We start from the raw sequence: 12,547 nt of genomic DNA, 5'->3' as shown, positions 1-12,547 counted from the left end.
GCGCTGATGGTCGGCGACGAACTGGAAGCGGTTCACCAGCGCGTCTCCCCGGCGAAATACTTCGCCGCCTTCCGCAGGATCTCGCGTTCCTCCTCGAGCTCGCGGACCTTCTTGCGTAGAGCGGCGTTTTCCGCCTCCAGCGGTGTGGGCGGCTCGGCCGGCACCTCCACTCGGCGTCCCCGGGGCCGGCTCACGCCGGCCGCCCGGACCCAGTTCCGCAGGGTCTCCGGGTTGATCCCCAGATCGGCGGCGACCGACCTGATTGTCGCTTCGGGCCGCGACTCGTACAGCGCGACCGCGTCCGCCTTGAACTGCGGCGGATAGTGCTTCATGACCACGAGATGTCCGTTCTCAGATCCTCAGGATCCAGTGTCTCGTGTGTCCAACATCAGGGGTCAAGGCCCCACCGTCAGCCACTCCCGCTCGGCCACGTCTCTCGCATCCTGCGCGAGACGTGGGTGCTCAAGCAGTCCCAGACCAGCACGATCGGGGCCCTGACCAACTGGTGGACGCCGTCAACCAGTGCGATGAAGTCCCGCTCGCTCATGCTGCGCCGTGTTCCCTTGCCCGCGGGGCGGGTCCGCAGACGGTGACACAGCCGGGTCCAAAAACCGGGCCGCATGGCGATCAGGCCGGCCACCGACAGCCGTCCCGAACGCCGACCGCTCACCGTCACGACCGGGGTGCGGCCCCGCCGGCCCCAGGTCCGTCCCCGCGGCGGCCGTCGGGTGAAGCCCGCTTCGTCCTCGAAACAGATGTAACCCCCACAGGCCGCCCGGACCCTTTTACCTCCGCCCAGGTCGCCTCCTTCCACCCGGCGACGGCCTGCTCGTCACGCTCGGCCGCACGTCGGGCGGGGGCCTGCGGGGTGAAGCCGAGCCGGTGCATCAGGCACGTGGCCCCGGAGACGCTGTAGGTGATGTGGAACTTCCTGCCGATCAGCGTCCACCCGGGATGCGGTCCCACCTGGTCCTCCACACCCGTGAGCGGCCAGCCCCTGCTCCAAATACACGACCAGCTTCTCCAGGCACCGCGGGGACAGACGACACCGAGACCCACTCGGACCGCGGGAGGCCAGAGCCTGAACACCGCTGGCCCGCCACAACTGATGCCATTGATAAGCAGACTTCACACTGACTCGCAACCGCCGTGCGACCTCCGGCGGCGTGATCTTCTACTCGAACAGCTCGCCTGCCTAAATTCGTACCGCCTCACGAAGCCGACGCGCTGCCGGAGTCAGCCCGCCCCCATCCGCATATCTCACACACCACGGATACAGCCACCTACCCGCACCCAGGAGCGACTTCGCAACGGTCCAGCCCAACGAGCTGAAGTCAGTAACGCGGACGCTTGCTCCTCAAGTCCAGCGAGCACTCCAAACGCCATCACAGTTGGCGCATCAGATGCTTCTGACCGGCGCGCTGACTTCTCCAACTGGGGTTCCTACGTGGTCCTATTCGCGTCGGGCACGCGGAGGGGGCGGGGTTCCGATCCCACCCCCTCCGTTATACCCGGGCACTCCCCTGGACCGGCCGCCCTGGGCCGGGACCACTTCAAAGGCGCACCTGGCGCGGCTGGCACCAGCACGTCGCTCTCCACCGCTGCACAGGCTTTCCTCACCCTGCGGCGGCTCGACCCAAATGCCCACACGCCGACCTGACCCTCTACCAGGCTCCCGACAGGGCCGCTTGCCATTCACGCCCCACGGTTCGCCCCTCCGAGATACTCGGAGAATGACGGACACTCACTGTGTTCGCAGGACGCACGAATGAGAACCTGAAGGAAGATTCGCTTCCGACGGAAATCCTCATTCCACCACGAAACTCATACCAAGGGAAGCGGACCGTACGTACGTCCGACTTTTGCACATCAAGTACAGTGAAAGATCCATCAGATTCTACCCGCCCGTATACCCCGGGCTTCTGCATCTGCTCCTTCAGCATTTTCAGATTCCGCTTGCTGAGCATTTGAGTATCATCTTGGCTGAGGCGAAATGTGAGGCGCCCTTCGGCAAGGCAAAGAGTGCCAGCAGCGCTGCCCGTTGCACCCGCGAGCAGCCATACGGAGGATCGTAGATATGGGCTCTTTCTCATCGTTTCGCCACCTTCTAGGAGTGCTGCTCGCCCTATTGTCATACCGTTAAGAGGGTCGAGGGTGTTCTTTACGTAATGGATGTTCCCGCCTTCGAGAATCATCCGTATTCGACTGAAGCTCTGAGGGTGACCACCACCGAGCGCTGCTTCTGACACCTGCCCGCATGCCTTGGTGGCAGTTGTCATCTGCGTCTTCAGCCGGCTCCGCCGGGCATAAGATCAGCCCACGGCACGGCCGGTGCCCCCGCCACTCAGGAGTTGGCACTCCGAAGCCTGCCCTGGGTGAGGCCTCGACCGCCCACAGTCGAGACCTCCCCCAGGGGGAGGCGAGGAGGTCCCTCCGCCTCACCGGTGCGGGACGGTCAGCGTCACGGGTCGCGACCAAACCGTGCGCCTCCCCGCGTACACGGCCTGCTCCTCTTTGATGGGCTACGTCTCCAGCCCACCAGATACTGATCTGATCATCACAGAGGCTGCCGCCGCGTCAGCATTTCCTACTCACTCGCTCATGCGGCCACCGACCAGCACCACCGGCTCCTCCGGGCAACGCCACCGGCATTCCCGGCCTGCTCATCGAGCACCGCGCGGTTACTGTGTCAGCGGCCAGTAGAGATTTGGCTCTGTCGCGAGTTCCGTGAAACCCGAGATGTTGATCTTCGTTGCTTCTGATCATGCCGGGTGTCCATCGCTGAGCTGATCGCCGTTCTGTTCCCGCACTTCGTCCGGCTGCACGTCGAGTACGTCCGCTCCGTGGGCCGGACCGTTCACGTGCACGCGAGAGGCAAGGAGCCTTCGGCTTCGTGCCCGGACTGCGGCGCGACCTCGGTCCGCGTGCACAGCCGGTACGAACGCCGGATCTCCGATACGGCCGTGGCGAACCAGCAGAGCGTGCTTCACCTGCGAGTACGCCGGTTCTTCTGCGACACAGGGACCTGTGCGAGGACGACCTTCGCCGAGCAGATCCCCGATCTGACCTTCCGTTACGGGAGGTCGACCATCCTCCTGCGGACCGTCCGTGAGGGCATCGCGCTCGCGCTCGGTGGCCGGGCGGCCGCCCGGCTGACCGAGATACAGGCTATCGGCCTGGGCAAGGACGCCCTGCTCCGCCTCATCCGCGCCCTGCCCGATCCGGAACCACGGACCGTACGAGTGCTCGGCGTCGACGACTTCGCGATGAAGAAGGGCAACAACTACGGCACCATTCTGATCGACATCGAAGGCCGGCGCCCGGTCGACGTCCTGCCCGAACGCTCCGCTGACTCCCTGGCCGACTGGCTCACCAAGCACCAGGGCGCCGAGATCATCTGTCGTGACCGCGCCAGCTGCTACGCCGAGGGAGCGGACCGAGGCGCCGGTACTGCGACCCAGGTAGCCGACCGGTTCCGCCTCTGGAAGAATCTCGGCGACGCTACTGAACGCCTGGTCAAACGACTCCGCTCGCACTGGACTCCACTACCGCCGGAGAAGGAACAGGCCACGCTGCCCGAGAAGCCCGAGGGCACGCGCGCCGGGCAGGCCCGCGAACGCCATGCCGTCGTGCACGCGCTCATGGCCAGGGGCGTCAGCCACACCGGCATCGTCGCCGAGCTCCGTCTCGACCCCAAGACCGTCCGCAAGTTCATGCGCGCGCCCCCCTGAAGAGCTGATCAGCGGCCCTACCGGCCGACGCAGCGTCCTCGACGACCACGCTGCTTACCTGATCGCCCGTTTCAGCGAGGGCTGCACCAGCTCCGACAGCCTTCACAAAGAACTCGTCGAACGCGGCCTGGCCGTCAGCGAGCGCACCGTCCGGCGCTTCGTCCATGACCTCAAGAAGAACAACCGGCCCACCAGCCGCCCGCCGGTTCCCAAGGCCCGCGAGGTGACCACCGCCGTCCTCACCCATCCCGACAACCGCACCGAGGACGACCGCGTCACCCTCAAAGAAGTCCGCGACCGCTGCCCCGACCTCGACGCCGCTTGCGACTTGATCGCCCGGTTCGCCGACATCCTCGTCAACCTCCGCGGCCAGGAGAAGCTCGAGCAGTGGACCACCGACGCCGAAGCCAGCGACCTGCCTGAACTGCGTGGATTCGCCGCTGGCCTGCGCAAGGACTGGGACGCGGTCATGGCCAGCCTCAGCCTGCACTGGAACTCCGGCCCCGTCGAAGGACACGTCAACCGGATCAAGATGCTCAAGCGTCAGATGTACGGCCGGGCCAAGCCCGACCTCCTCCGCAAGCGCCTCCTGCTCTGCCGTTGAAGATCAACATCTCGGGTTTCACGGAACTCGCGACAGAGCCTTAGATTTCCCCACTCGCGGCCACTTCGGCTCCCCACCACGACCACTTCAATTCCCCATTGGGGGCCATTTCTCGTGTACGCAGCGTGAGATCATCCTCGGCGGTGTTCGCCCCACCACGGCAGGATCGGAGGCAGGTCGCTGAGCCCGCGGGCCGGCCGCTTCGGCATCGGCGACTCCCCATCGTCCCCGTCCCAGCGACGCGCGTATTGATCCGGGAGGCTGCCCCACCCCCAGTAAGGAACGGGGCGGGCGGGGGCCTCACCGAGTTCGTCGAGGGGATCGATACGCCGCTCGGCCACTGTGCAGAGGTGCGCCCAGTCATCACCCATGTCGAAGACATAGGCGAACTGTTCGCCAGCCTGCAGCCTGCTCAGCTTCGTCGTATTACCGTCCACGGTGTCGCCCGGGGCCTCGCCGTCCCACCAGTCCAGCGGGCTGACATGTGTGCCGTCGGACAACGTGAACAGGTGTAGGTGGGCCAGGTCCCAGCGCCCGAAGGTGAGATCGATGGCCGAGGCGAGCTGGGCGAAGGAGTGTGACCGTGCGGCCGCGAATACCCGGCCGGGGCGCGGCCACAGGTCCGCACCGTGGCCGGAGACCAGCTCGACCCGGATCGACAGCCAAGTACGTGCCACGTCCACAACCCCCTATGCGCTGGATCCACGAGTCAGCACCGAGGCTACTGAGTGTGACTACCGACTGGGGAATCGAGCTGGCCGTACGTGGGGAATTTTTACTGGCCGCCGTCACCGGGGCTGCCGGCGAGCGGCGGGCCGCTGCGTCTCCTTCGGGACCTGGACCTTCGGGAACGGCCTCCTGATGGCCGTCTTCGACAGCTTCGGGTTCTGCCTTTTCACCTCCGCCCTGGTGACGGTGGGGCGCTCCCGTGGTTGCGTACGACGGTCGGACTGGGCGGTGTCCTGCTGCGCATGGGGGCGTTCCGCGGGGGCGGCAGACGGGGGAGCCGCGGTTTTCGCGGGCTTGGACACGGGACCAGGGCGGGGGTCGGTGGTGGTGATTTCCTCGCGCGGGGCCGGCGGGGTGGGCTCGGGCCATGTGAGAAGCGGGGCCGGCAGGCGGTCGCGGCGGGCACGAGTCCTGCCGGCCTGGCGAGGGAAGCGGGCAGAGTGTGGGGGGCGGCCACGCAGCTGCTGGTGAGGAGCGCGGCAAGGGTAAGCATCGCTGTGCGGCGGGAATGCATGGTGGTCACGCTGCCGGAGTTGCTGCGGGGCCGGTGGGCGGCACGGCCCAGGTCCAATCTTGACGAGTCCACGGCGTCCGGCGGTGGATGTGATTGCGCCCCTGCACCGGGGGCAGGGGCGCGGTGCGAGGCGGGTACGGGGAGCACAACGGCCAGTCGACTCCCCCGCCTCGCGTTCAAGGTACGGGTGCCATGCCCGCTTACAAGCCGGAATACCCCGTCAGAAGTAGAAAACAGGCCCGGTCTTGACGGCGGCCTCGCAGCTGCTGGAGTAGGTCCGGGTCCAGTCGACGGTACGGCCCTTGTAGATGCCTCGCGCCGTCAGAGTGACCGGAGAGTACTCATTGATGCAGGTCCCGGCCGGATCGCCACGCAGGGCGTCGAAATTGCCGTTGGCGTCGTCGAGTGCCGCACAGGCTTCTGTCCGGTAGGGGTGGGCGGGGCGGTAGCTGGCGGGGCAATCGAGCCAGGCGAAGCCGATGCTGGGCTGGCCGTTTTCGGTCCGTTCGGCGGTGAGCTGGAGGCGTGTGTCCTGGGCCGGCGTGGGGGCAGCGGTCGCGCCAGGGGCGAGGGAGGCGGCAAAGAGCCCGGCGCTGAGGAGACTCATGATGATTTTGTTCATGATCGGGTCAACGACGGGCGGGTAGGGCTGGTCACCTCGCTCGGTGGGGTTATGCCCCGGCTCGGGCCACCGCCTGATGAAGCAGTCGGGGCCGTCCGGAATCGTTTCGGCCAGCGTGATCACGGTGCCGATGCCGGTGGCAACGGCGGACTCCCCCGCGACCACCTCGGCCAGGTCTTCGCGTAACAACGTTCCGGACCGGACCCGGGAACATGCCCGTGCCCTCCTCGCGCGGCTGGGGCGAAGAGGGATACCGGGGCAGGGCAGGTCCGTGGAGGGGTACAGACCGGCAGTCTTGAAGTCAGGTGGCCTTTTCAGGACGGTGGCGTTCACGCTGATGCTATGGCCTGTCACGAGTCCCCGATAAAAAACGCTCTTTCCGTTCTTCCTCCCCAGCGGCGTGCGGCCACCAGCGAGGAGAACGCCAGTCACGGTCCGGTGCCGGGCGGCGTGCATCCATTCGCCGGAGGCTAGGCGCTCGCGGACGGTCCTAAAGAAGCCAGGCACGTCGAGAAGACCGAACCCGATCGCGGCAGCGGACGACCACGGCAGCGCCCGTACCGTGCCGTCGGGCTCGGCACGGAGGAGCACCCGGCCAGTGGCGAGCACCGCCCACCCCGTGCGAGACAGCGATATGGGCTGCCTTCTGTCCCCAGACAAAAGGCAGCCCACTGGCGAAGTTTCTGGCGGGGGAGCCAGGCTTTATCAACATCGCTCGCACCATTGGATCATGAGCGAACGGCTGCCGAATGAGCATGCTCTACTCAATGAGCTTCTTCAGAACGGTCGCCGATCGGGTGTCGGCTGCGTCTGCAAGAGCCAAGTCCTGCTGCAGGTCAGAGAGCAGTCAACCTCAGAGGGCCGCTCACCTTCTGGAGTGACAGCTGAAGGAGCTCAATGATCGTGCTGGATACGCCGAAGGGCAGGCTGCCGCGACGCACGGGTGCCGCAGGGACGTGGCTGATTTCAGGGGCGGCGGGTGTAGGTGGTGAGGTAGTCGGTCTCGTGGAATCCGGTTGCCTGGTGGAGTTCACGGCTTGAGGTTCCCCCGGGATGCGGGAAGTGGTGACAGGCTGTCAGATGGGTCTCATGAGAGGAACACAGACGATGTCTGCCCCGAGGAAGTACCCGCTGGAGTTGCGTGAGCGTGCGGTGCGGATGTACCGGTCCGCTGACCCAAAGCCCGTAATCCGTCGTATGGCCGAGGACCTCGGTGTGCATCACGAGGCCTTGCGGACCTGGATCCGTCAGGCAGAGGCCGGTGCCGGCGAACGCGGTGACATGCTGAGCACTGCCGAACGCGCGGAACTTGCTGCCCTGCGGAAGGAGAACCTCCAGCTCAAGCGGGCGAACGAAGTCCTGCGAACGGCCTCGGCTTTTTTCGCGGCGCAGCTCGACCCGACCCGGCCCAGGTGACCGCGCTCGTTGACGAGCACCCCCACCTGGGAGTCGAGCCCGTACTCCGGGAACTTCACGTCGCCTCTTCCACCTACTACCGGTGGCGTCATGCCCGGACAGAGCCCTGCGAGCGGCGCCGCCGGGACGCCGAGCTGACCGGGAAGATCCGACAGGTCCACGAGGACTCCGGCGGGATCTACGGCTCACCCCGTGTGCATGCCGTCCTCAGGCGGGAAGGCGTCCGCGTCGGCCGCAAACGTGTCGAGCGGCTGATGCGCCAGGCCGGTCTCGCCGGCATCAGCCCCCGCAAGGGCAAGGGATTCACACGCCGCGACCCGGACGCCGGCCTCGCCCCCGACCTGGTCAGGCGCGACTTCACCGCCACCGGGCCGAACCGGTTGTGGGTCACCGACCTCACCATGATCCCCACCGGTGAAGGACCCCTGTGGCTCTCCGCGATCCGAGACGCGTTCTCCCGCCGGGTCATGGCCTGGGAGACCTCCGCCCACGCAGACGCCGATCTGGTCCTCAGCTCGCTGGAGTACGCCCTCGCCGGCCGCAAGGTCGCCCCGGCGAACTCGTCCATCACGCCGACCATGGCTGTCAATACACGTCCATCAAACTCACAACACGCCTGGTCAGAGCCGGTATCCAGGCGTCTATGGGGTCGGTCGGCGACTCGTACGACAACGCCCTGGCGGAAAACCTGTGGATGCTGGTCAAGACCGAGTGCGTCCGCGGCCGGGTCTTCGCCACACGGGCCGAGACGAACCTCGCACTCTTCGAGTACATCGATGGCTTCTACAACAGCCGACGCATCCAGAAACGTCTCGGCTACCTCAGCCCCATCGAGTTCGAGGAGAAGCACTACACCGACCAGGCGACAGCCGAACGAGCAAACCTGAAAACACGTCAACCCGCCCTGACCAGCTAGCCAACCACTCCCGCACAACGGGGGAACCTCAGCTGAAGTGGTGTTCTGGTTGGTCGCTGAGGGGAAGGCTGGCGGTGACGTGGTGGATGCCGTGGCCGGCGAGGTGGGAAAGGCAGGCTTCGAGGAGAATGTGGCCGAGGCATTGCTGCCTGAGTTCGAGGGTGATCCATTCCAGTGTGGCGTGGGCGGGCGGGGTGGTGGTGAGGAAGGCTTCGCCGATGCCGGTGCCGTCCGGCGTCCGGAGTTTCAAATGCCAGCCGGGCGGTTCGATGGTGGGGCTGAGGTCGGTGAGTGCGAGATGCTCAGGGCGGGGGCCGGTGAGACGGTGATGGCAGTGAATCCACTGTTCTGTGGCGGTAAAGCCGGCCATTTCAAGAGCTCGGTGGGTACCGCGGCGCAGGCGGACCGGCAGCCCGGCGGGAGCCAGCCCGGTGGGCTGGGTGAATGTTTCCAGCGTCCGGCGGCCCAACTGAGAGAGCACATGGTTGATAAGATGGGCGGCGAGACTCTGGTCGTCGTCGCGGCAGACCAGCCACAGCAGCACACCATGACCGTTCTCTGGGCACAGCGCCCAGGAGACCGCCCCCTGGAGCTGTCCGTCACCGCTGCTCAGAACAGCGGCCGCCCCCTCCGACAGTGTGAAATCTGGGAACGGACCGAGTGGCAGGCGACCTGCCAGCGCATCCTGCAGATGCGCGCCGGTGATGTCCGGCGTTCCGGGCAACCGGTGCTCGTTGAGCAGTTCCACAAGGCCGGGGCCATCGCTGTCACGGTAAGTGCGGGCTGCCAGTCCGGCCCCGGCCACAGTCATGCTCATCTCGGCATCCTTTAGTCTCGCGAGGGTGAGGCCCCAGCGTCACCCGATTGCTCCGGCGTGCCGCTGACCGACACGCCCTGACCTGCATGCCCGCTCAGGTGTGCGGGGAATGCCGTGCGGACTCAGGATGGGGGCATGTCCCCTCCGACAGGCGGGGGACATGCGGGTGCGGCACGCCAGGCGCGAGTGCTGCGCCTGGAAACGCTGCGTGACATCGAAGCACTGCTGCGGGAGTTGGAGGAGCTACATGGCGAGCTGCTGGTGTGCGAAAAGAGTGATGGGGAGTGGGTGCAGGATCTGCTGTACGCGGCGGAGGGGATGACGGGGGTGCGGCTGGATGGCATTGCCTGCCGCTTCGCGGAGACCGAGCATGACGCCCATGAGTTGTTCGCGCGGGCGTGGCCGTTCATCGAGGACCTGGAATGAGGTTCCCCCGTTGCTCGGGAGGTGCTGATCAGCTGGTCAGTTGGGGTTGATGGGTGTTCAGGTTCGCTCGTTCGGCCGTTGCCTGCTCGGCGTAGTGCTTCTCCTCGTACTCGACCGGGCTGAGGTAACCGAGCCGTTTTTGGATGCGCCGGGGGTTGCAGAACCCGTCGAGGTACTCAAACAGCGCCAGGTTCGCCTCGGCCCGGGTGGTAAAGACGCGGCCGCGGACGCATTCGGTCTTGATCGTGGACCACAGACTCTCGGCGAGGGCGTTGTCGAAGCTGTCGCCGACCGACCCCATGGATGCCTCGATACCTGCTCTGACCAGGCGTGTTGTCAGCTTCACGGAGGTGTATTGGCAGCCGTGGTCGGCGTGATGGACCAGCGTGCCGGGCGCGATCTCCCGGGAGGCGAGGGCGTATTCCAGCACGGTGAGGACCAGATCGGCGTCCGCCCGGGCGGAGGTCTCCCAGGCGACCACCCGGCGGGAGAAGGCGTCGCGGATCGCCGAGAGCCACAGCGGCCCTTCGTGGGTGGGGATCATCGTCAGGTCCGTAACCCAGAGCCGGTTGGGCGCCGGCGCGGTGAAATCGCGCTGTACCAGGTCGTCGGCGAGGTCGGCGCCGGCATCCCGGCGGGTGAAGCTTTTGGTCCGGCGCGGACTGATGCCCTGCAGGTCGGCCTGGCGCATCAGGCGTTCGACACGCTTGCGGCCCACGTGCACACCCTCCCGCATGAGCTGGGCATGGATACGGGGTGAGCCGTAGATTCCTCCGGAGCCGGCGTGAATCTTGCGGATGTGCCCGGTCAGCTCCGTATCCCGCCGCCGGCGCTCGCACGGCTCCCGCTCCGCCCGGCGCCACCGGTAGTAGGTGGAGGAAGGGATGTGCAGTTCCCGAAGTACGCACTCGACCCCCAGACGCGGATGCTCATCGACGAGCGCCGTCACCTGGGCCGGGTCGGGTCGAACTGCGCGGCGAAAAACGCCGATGCCGTCCGCAGCACGTCATTCGCCCGCCTGAGCTGGGCATTCTCCTTCCGCAGCGCGGCGGGCTCCTCCCGCTCGGTGGTGGTCAGCCGGTCATCACGCTCGCCGGCGTCCGCCTCGGCCTGCCGGATCCAGGACCGCAGGGCCTCCGGATGCACGCCAAGGTCGACGGCCATCCGTTTGATCTGCGGCTTCGGCTCGGTGGCCCGATACATCCGCACCGCACGCTCCCGCAACTCCAGCGGGTACTTCCTCGGGGCAGCCATGATCAGATCTCCTCTCGTGAGAACCATCTGACCTGCTGTCACCTTCCGCCACATCTCGGGGGAACCTCAGTGCCCGCGCCTTGCCGAACCGGCGGCCGCGGCCTGGGGTGCGGGCCTACGCATCCGGCCGGCGACCGCAGAGGGCGCCTCGGAAACGCCCACGCTGCCGCCATCGGCCAGAAACCCTGTGACAGGGGCGGGGAGCTTGCTATCGGCGGGTCATGCCGTGGCCGCCTATGCCCTGTCCGGATTCCTTCTCGCTCTGCTCCCTCAGCCGGCGGGCCTGGTGGTGGTGCCGGCGCGGACGTAGTCGTGCGTGGTCCGTTGCGGGACGCCGGGCATCATCGGCAGCACTGGCTGCGAGCGGTCCAAGGCCTGGATCTGCGACTTCTCGTCCACGCAGAAGACCAGGGCCCGCTCGGGCGGGTCCAGGTAGAGGCCGACGACGTCGTGGACCTTGTCAACGAAGTAAGGGTCCGTCGACAGCACAGACGTCTCCGAACGGTGCGGCTGCAGACCGAACGCCCGCCAGATCCGCGACACAGTCGGCTGCAACAGACCCAGTTCCTTCGCCATCGACCGTGTCGACCAATACGTGGCATTCTTCGGCGTCGACTGCAGCGTCTTGGTGACCAGTGCGGCCACCTGCTCGTCGGTGACCGACCGGGGCCACCGCTGCGGGGCATGTCCCCCAGGCCGGCGATGCGGTGCTCGACGAACCTCGCCCGCCAACGGCCCACCGCATGCGCGGTCGAACCGAGCCGGGCCGCCACGTCCTTGTTCGAAGCACCTTCGGCACAGGCCAGGATGATCCGACACCTCAAGCCCACGCCTGCGGCGTAGAACGACGCCGCACCCACCCCTCCAGCGCGGCCCGCTCCTCACCGGGCAGGATCAACTCGGCCTTCGGCCGCCCAGTACGTGCCACAGGCCAAACCTATACAACTGAACAGAACTCCTAACTCAGAAGACTAGGCCCCTGATGGCCTCTTCTCGTTGATTTCGCTTGTGCGCGAACCACCCGCCGGCCGCCATTCGAACCGCCTGCCGCAGCCAGAGTCGCTTCTCACCCCGTTCCGGTGGGGCCCGAACAACCTGGCAAAGACAGCCTGGCGGTCGACGGCTGGCTTTCTTGATTGCGAGAGGGGCGATGCGCCGGCACTACCGGGCGGCACTGGCCATGCCGGCGCATCGAAGGTGAGATACGTGCTCAGGCAACACGTGCAGGTCGGAGGGAAACACAACCAGCTTCACCTGGCTGCCCAACAGAGGAAAAGTCCCCCAAGACCTTCATCTGCCGAGCAACCCCTCGAGCAAGGAAAGCCTGATCAGGGGAGCCACGGATAGAGCAAGCAGTACTCCTGCTGAGGATCTCCCTGTGTCGGGCAGACCATAACGCTGCGGGCTACCGGAGCATGCAAAAGCCCCCAGACGGGACGTGACGACCGCCTAGGGGCTTTTCCGCCACTCCAAGGAGGGGAGGTTTTGGAGCGCTGCGGGATGCCGGCGACCTGGCCC

General features: G+C 66.5%; 14 protein-coding genes and 3 pseudogenes. 6 read left to right on the top strand and 11 right to left on the bottom strand.

Annotated features, from left to right (window positions below):
- The 4 genes and pseudogenes from ACFWUY_RS36415 to ACFWUY_RS36400 all read right to left on the bottom strand — a co-directional run.
- Positions 1 to 338 (bottom strand): annotated as a pseudogene (locus ACFWUY_RS36415) (transposase); the annotation flags it as partial.
- Between the two features lie 71 nt (positions 339 to 409).
- Positions 410 to 757 (bottom strand): transposase, encoded by a 348-nt coding sequence (locus ACFWUY_RS36410; RefSeq protein ID WP_384120170.1) that lies wholly within the window; start codon positions 755 to 757, stop codon positions 410 to 412.
- Positions 673 to 888, bottom strand: a complete 216-nt coding sequence (locus ACFWUY_RS36405; protein ID WP_384120163.1) for a winged helix-turn-helix domain-containing protein — start codon at positions 886 to 888, stop codon at positions 673 to 675. The genes ACFWUY_RS36410 and ACFWUY_RS36405 overlap by 85 nt, the downstream gene beginning before the upstream one ends.
- On the bottom strand, positions 833 to 1,132 hold the full coding sequence (locus ACFWUY_RS36400) for a hypothetical protein (protein ID WP_384120160.1): 300 nt from the start codon (positions 1,130 to 1,132) through the stop codon (positions 833 to 835). Before ACFWUY_RS36400 ends, ACFWUY_RS36405 begins: the two co-directional genes overlap by 56 nt.
- A gap of 1,639 nt (positions 1,133 to 2,771) precedes the next feature.
- Between ACFWUY_RS36400 and ACFWUY_RS36395 the strand changes: the two genes are divergently transcribed.
- Complete coding sequence (locus ACFWUY_RS36395) at positions 2,772 to 3,731, top strand: ISL3 family transposase (RefSeq protein ID WP_384120157.1); 960 nt, start codon at positions 2,772 to 2,774, stop codon at positions 3,729 to 3,731.
- On the opposite strand, the gene ACFWUY_RS36390 is transcribed toward ACFWUY_RS36395, so the two are convergent.
- On the bottom strand, positions 3,712 to 3,978 hold the full coding sequence (locus ACFWUY_RS36390; protein ID WP_384120153.1) for a hypothetical protein: 267 nt from the start codon (positions 3,976 to 3,978) through the stop codon (positions 3,712 to 3,714). The genes ACFWUY_RS36395 and ACFWUY_RS36390 overlap by 20 nt on opposite strands.
- On the opposite strand from ACFWUY_RS36390, the gene ACFWUY_RS36385 reads away from it, so the two are divergent.
- Positions 3,955 to 4,335, top strand: a complete 381-nt coding sequence (locus ACFWUY_RS36385) for a transposase (RefSeq protein WP_384120150.1) — start codon at positions 3,955 to 3,957, stop codon at positions 4,333 to 4,335. The genes ACFWUY_RS36390 and ACFWUY_RS36385 overlap by 24 nt on opposite strands.
- Before the next feature lie 131 nt (positions 4,336 to 4,466).
- Here ACFWUY_RS36385 and ACFWUY_RS36380 read toward each other — a convergent pair whose 3' ends face one another.
- A complete protein-coding gene (locus ACFWUY_RS36380) occupies positions 4,467 to 5,018 on the bottom strand; it encodes a hypothetical protein (protein WP_384120147.1) in 552 nt (183 codons plus the stop codon).
- A 780-nt stretch (positions 5,019 to 5,798) separates the two neighbouring features.
- Positions 5,799 to 6,809 carry an SSI family serine proteinase inhibitor gene (locus tag ACFWUY_RS36375; protein ID WP_384120144.1) on the bottom strand — a complete coding sequence of 337 codons (1,011 nt, stop codon included), beginning with the start codon at positions 6,807 to 6,809 and terminating at the stop codon, positions 5,799 to 5,801.
- Positions 6,810 to 7,253: 444 nt separating this feature from the next.
- Here ACFWUY_RS36375 and ACFWUY_RS36370 point away from each other — a divergent pair, with 444 nt between their 5' ends.
- From ACFWUY_RS36370 to ACFWUY_RS36360, 3 genes and pseudogenes are all read left to right on the top strand, one after another.
- Positions 7,254 to 7,616: a transposase gene (locus tag ACFWUY_RS36370; RefSeq protein ID WP_384120141.1), complete on the top strand. Its 363-nt coding sequence runs from the start codon at positions 7,254 to 7,256 to the stop codon at positions 7,614 to 7,616.
- Positions 7,613 to 8,149: pseudogene (locus ACFWUY_RS36365) on the top strand (IS3 family transposase); the annotation flags it as partial. The gene ACFWUY_RS36370 and the pseudogene ACFWUY_RS36365, both read left to right, overlap by 4 nt.
- Positions 8,044 to 8,532 (top strand): transposase, encoded by a 489-nt coding sequence (locus ACFWUY_RS36360; RefSeq protein WP_384120138.1) that lies wholly within the window; start codon positions 8,044 to 8,046, stop codon positions 8,530 to 8,532. The pseudogene ACFWUY_RS36365 and the gene ACFWUY_RS36360, both read left to right, overlap by 106 nt.
- A 28-nt stretch (positions 8,533 to 8,560) precedes the next feature.
- Here ACFWUY_RS36360 and ACFWUY_RS36355 read toward each other — a convergent pair whose 3' ends face one another.
- Positions 8,561 to 9,349 carry a hypothetical protein gene (locus ACFWUY_RS36355; RefSeq protein WP_384120135.1) on the bottom strand — a complete coding sequence of 263 codons (789 nt, stop codon included), beginning with the start codon at positions 9,347 to 9,349 and terminating at the stop codon, positions 8,561 to 8,563.
- Positions 9,350 to 9,535: 186 nt separating this feature from the next.
- Here ACFWUY_RS36355 and ACFWUY_RS36350 point away from each other — a divergent pair, with 186 nt between their 5' ends.
- A complete protein-coding gene (locus tag ACFWUY_RS36350) occupies positions 9,536 to 9,775 on the top strand; it encodes a hypothetical protein (protein ID WP_384120132.1) in 240 nt (79 codons plus the stop codon).
- A gap of 28 nt (positions 9,776 to 9,803) precedes the next feature.
- Here the strand turns inward: ACFWUY_RS36350 and ACFWUY_RS36345 are convergent, their stop codons facing one another.
- The 3 genes and pseudogenes from ACFWUY_RS36345 to ACFWUY_RS36335 form a co-directional block, all read right to left on the bottom strand.
- Positions 9,804 to 10,724, bottom strand: a complete 921-nt coding sequence (locus ACFWUY_RS36345; protein WP_384120129.1) for an IS3 family transposase — start codon at positions 10,722 to 10,724, stop codon at positions 9,804 to 9,806.
- Positions 10,721 to 11,029, bottom strand: a complete 309-nt coding sequence (locus ACFWUY_RS36340) for a transposase (RefSeq protein ID WP_384120127.1) — start codon at positions 11,027 to 11,029, stop codon at positions 10,721 to 10,723. The genes ACFWUY_RS36345 and ACFWUY_RS36340 overlap by 4 nt, the downstream gene beginning before the upstream one ends.
- A gap of 285 nt (positions 11,030 to 11,314) precedes the next feature.
- Positions 11,315 to 11,957: pseudogene (locus tag ACFWUY_RS36335) on the bottom strand (IS630 family transposase); the annotation flags it as partial.
- Positions 11,958 to 12,547 lie beyond the last annotated feature (590 nt).

The organism is Streptomyces sp. NPDC058664, from assembly GCF_042716635.1.
Classification (GTDB): Bacteria; Actinomycetota; Actinomycetes; order Streptomycetales; family Streptomycetaceae; genus Streptomyces.
The sequence above is the reverse complement of the archived record's forward strand: the minus strand, read 5'-3'. Positions and strand labels throughout refer to the sequence as shown.

Bases quoted from the DNA above. Each gene is read 5' to 3' on its own strand.
- ACFWUY_RS36405 (WP_384120163.1), bottom strand. From the start codon at position 888: ATGCACCGGCTCGGCTTCACCCCGCAGGCCCCCGCCCGACGTGCGGCC.
- ACFWUY_RS36390 (WP_384120153.1), bottom strand. From the start codon at position 3,978: ATGGGTGAGGACGGCGGTGGTCACCTCGCGGGCCTTGGGAACCGGCGG.
- ACFWUY_RS36370 (WP_384120141.1), top strand. From the start codon at position 7,254: ATGCGGGAAGTGGTGACAGGCTGTCAGATGGGTCTCATGAGAGGAACA.
- ACFWUY_RS36355 (WP_384120135.1), bottom strand. From the start codon at position 9,349: ATGAGCATGACTGTGGCCGGGGCCGGACTGGCAGCCCGCACTTACCGT.
- ACFWUY_RS36340 (WP_384120127.1), bottom strand. From the start codon at position 11,029: ATGGCTGCCCCGAGGAAGTACCCGCTGGAGTTGCGGGAGCGTGCGGTG.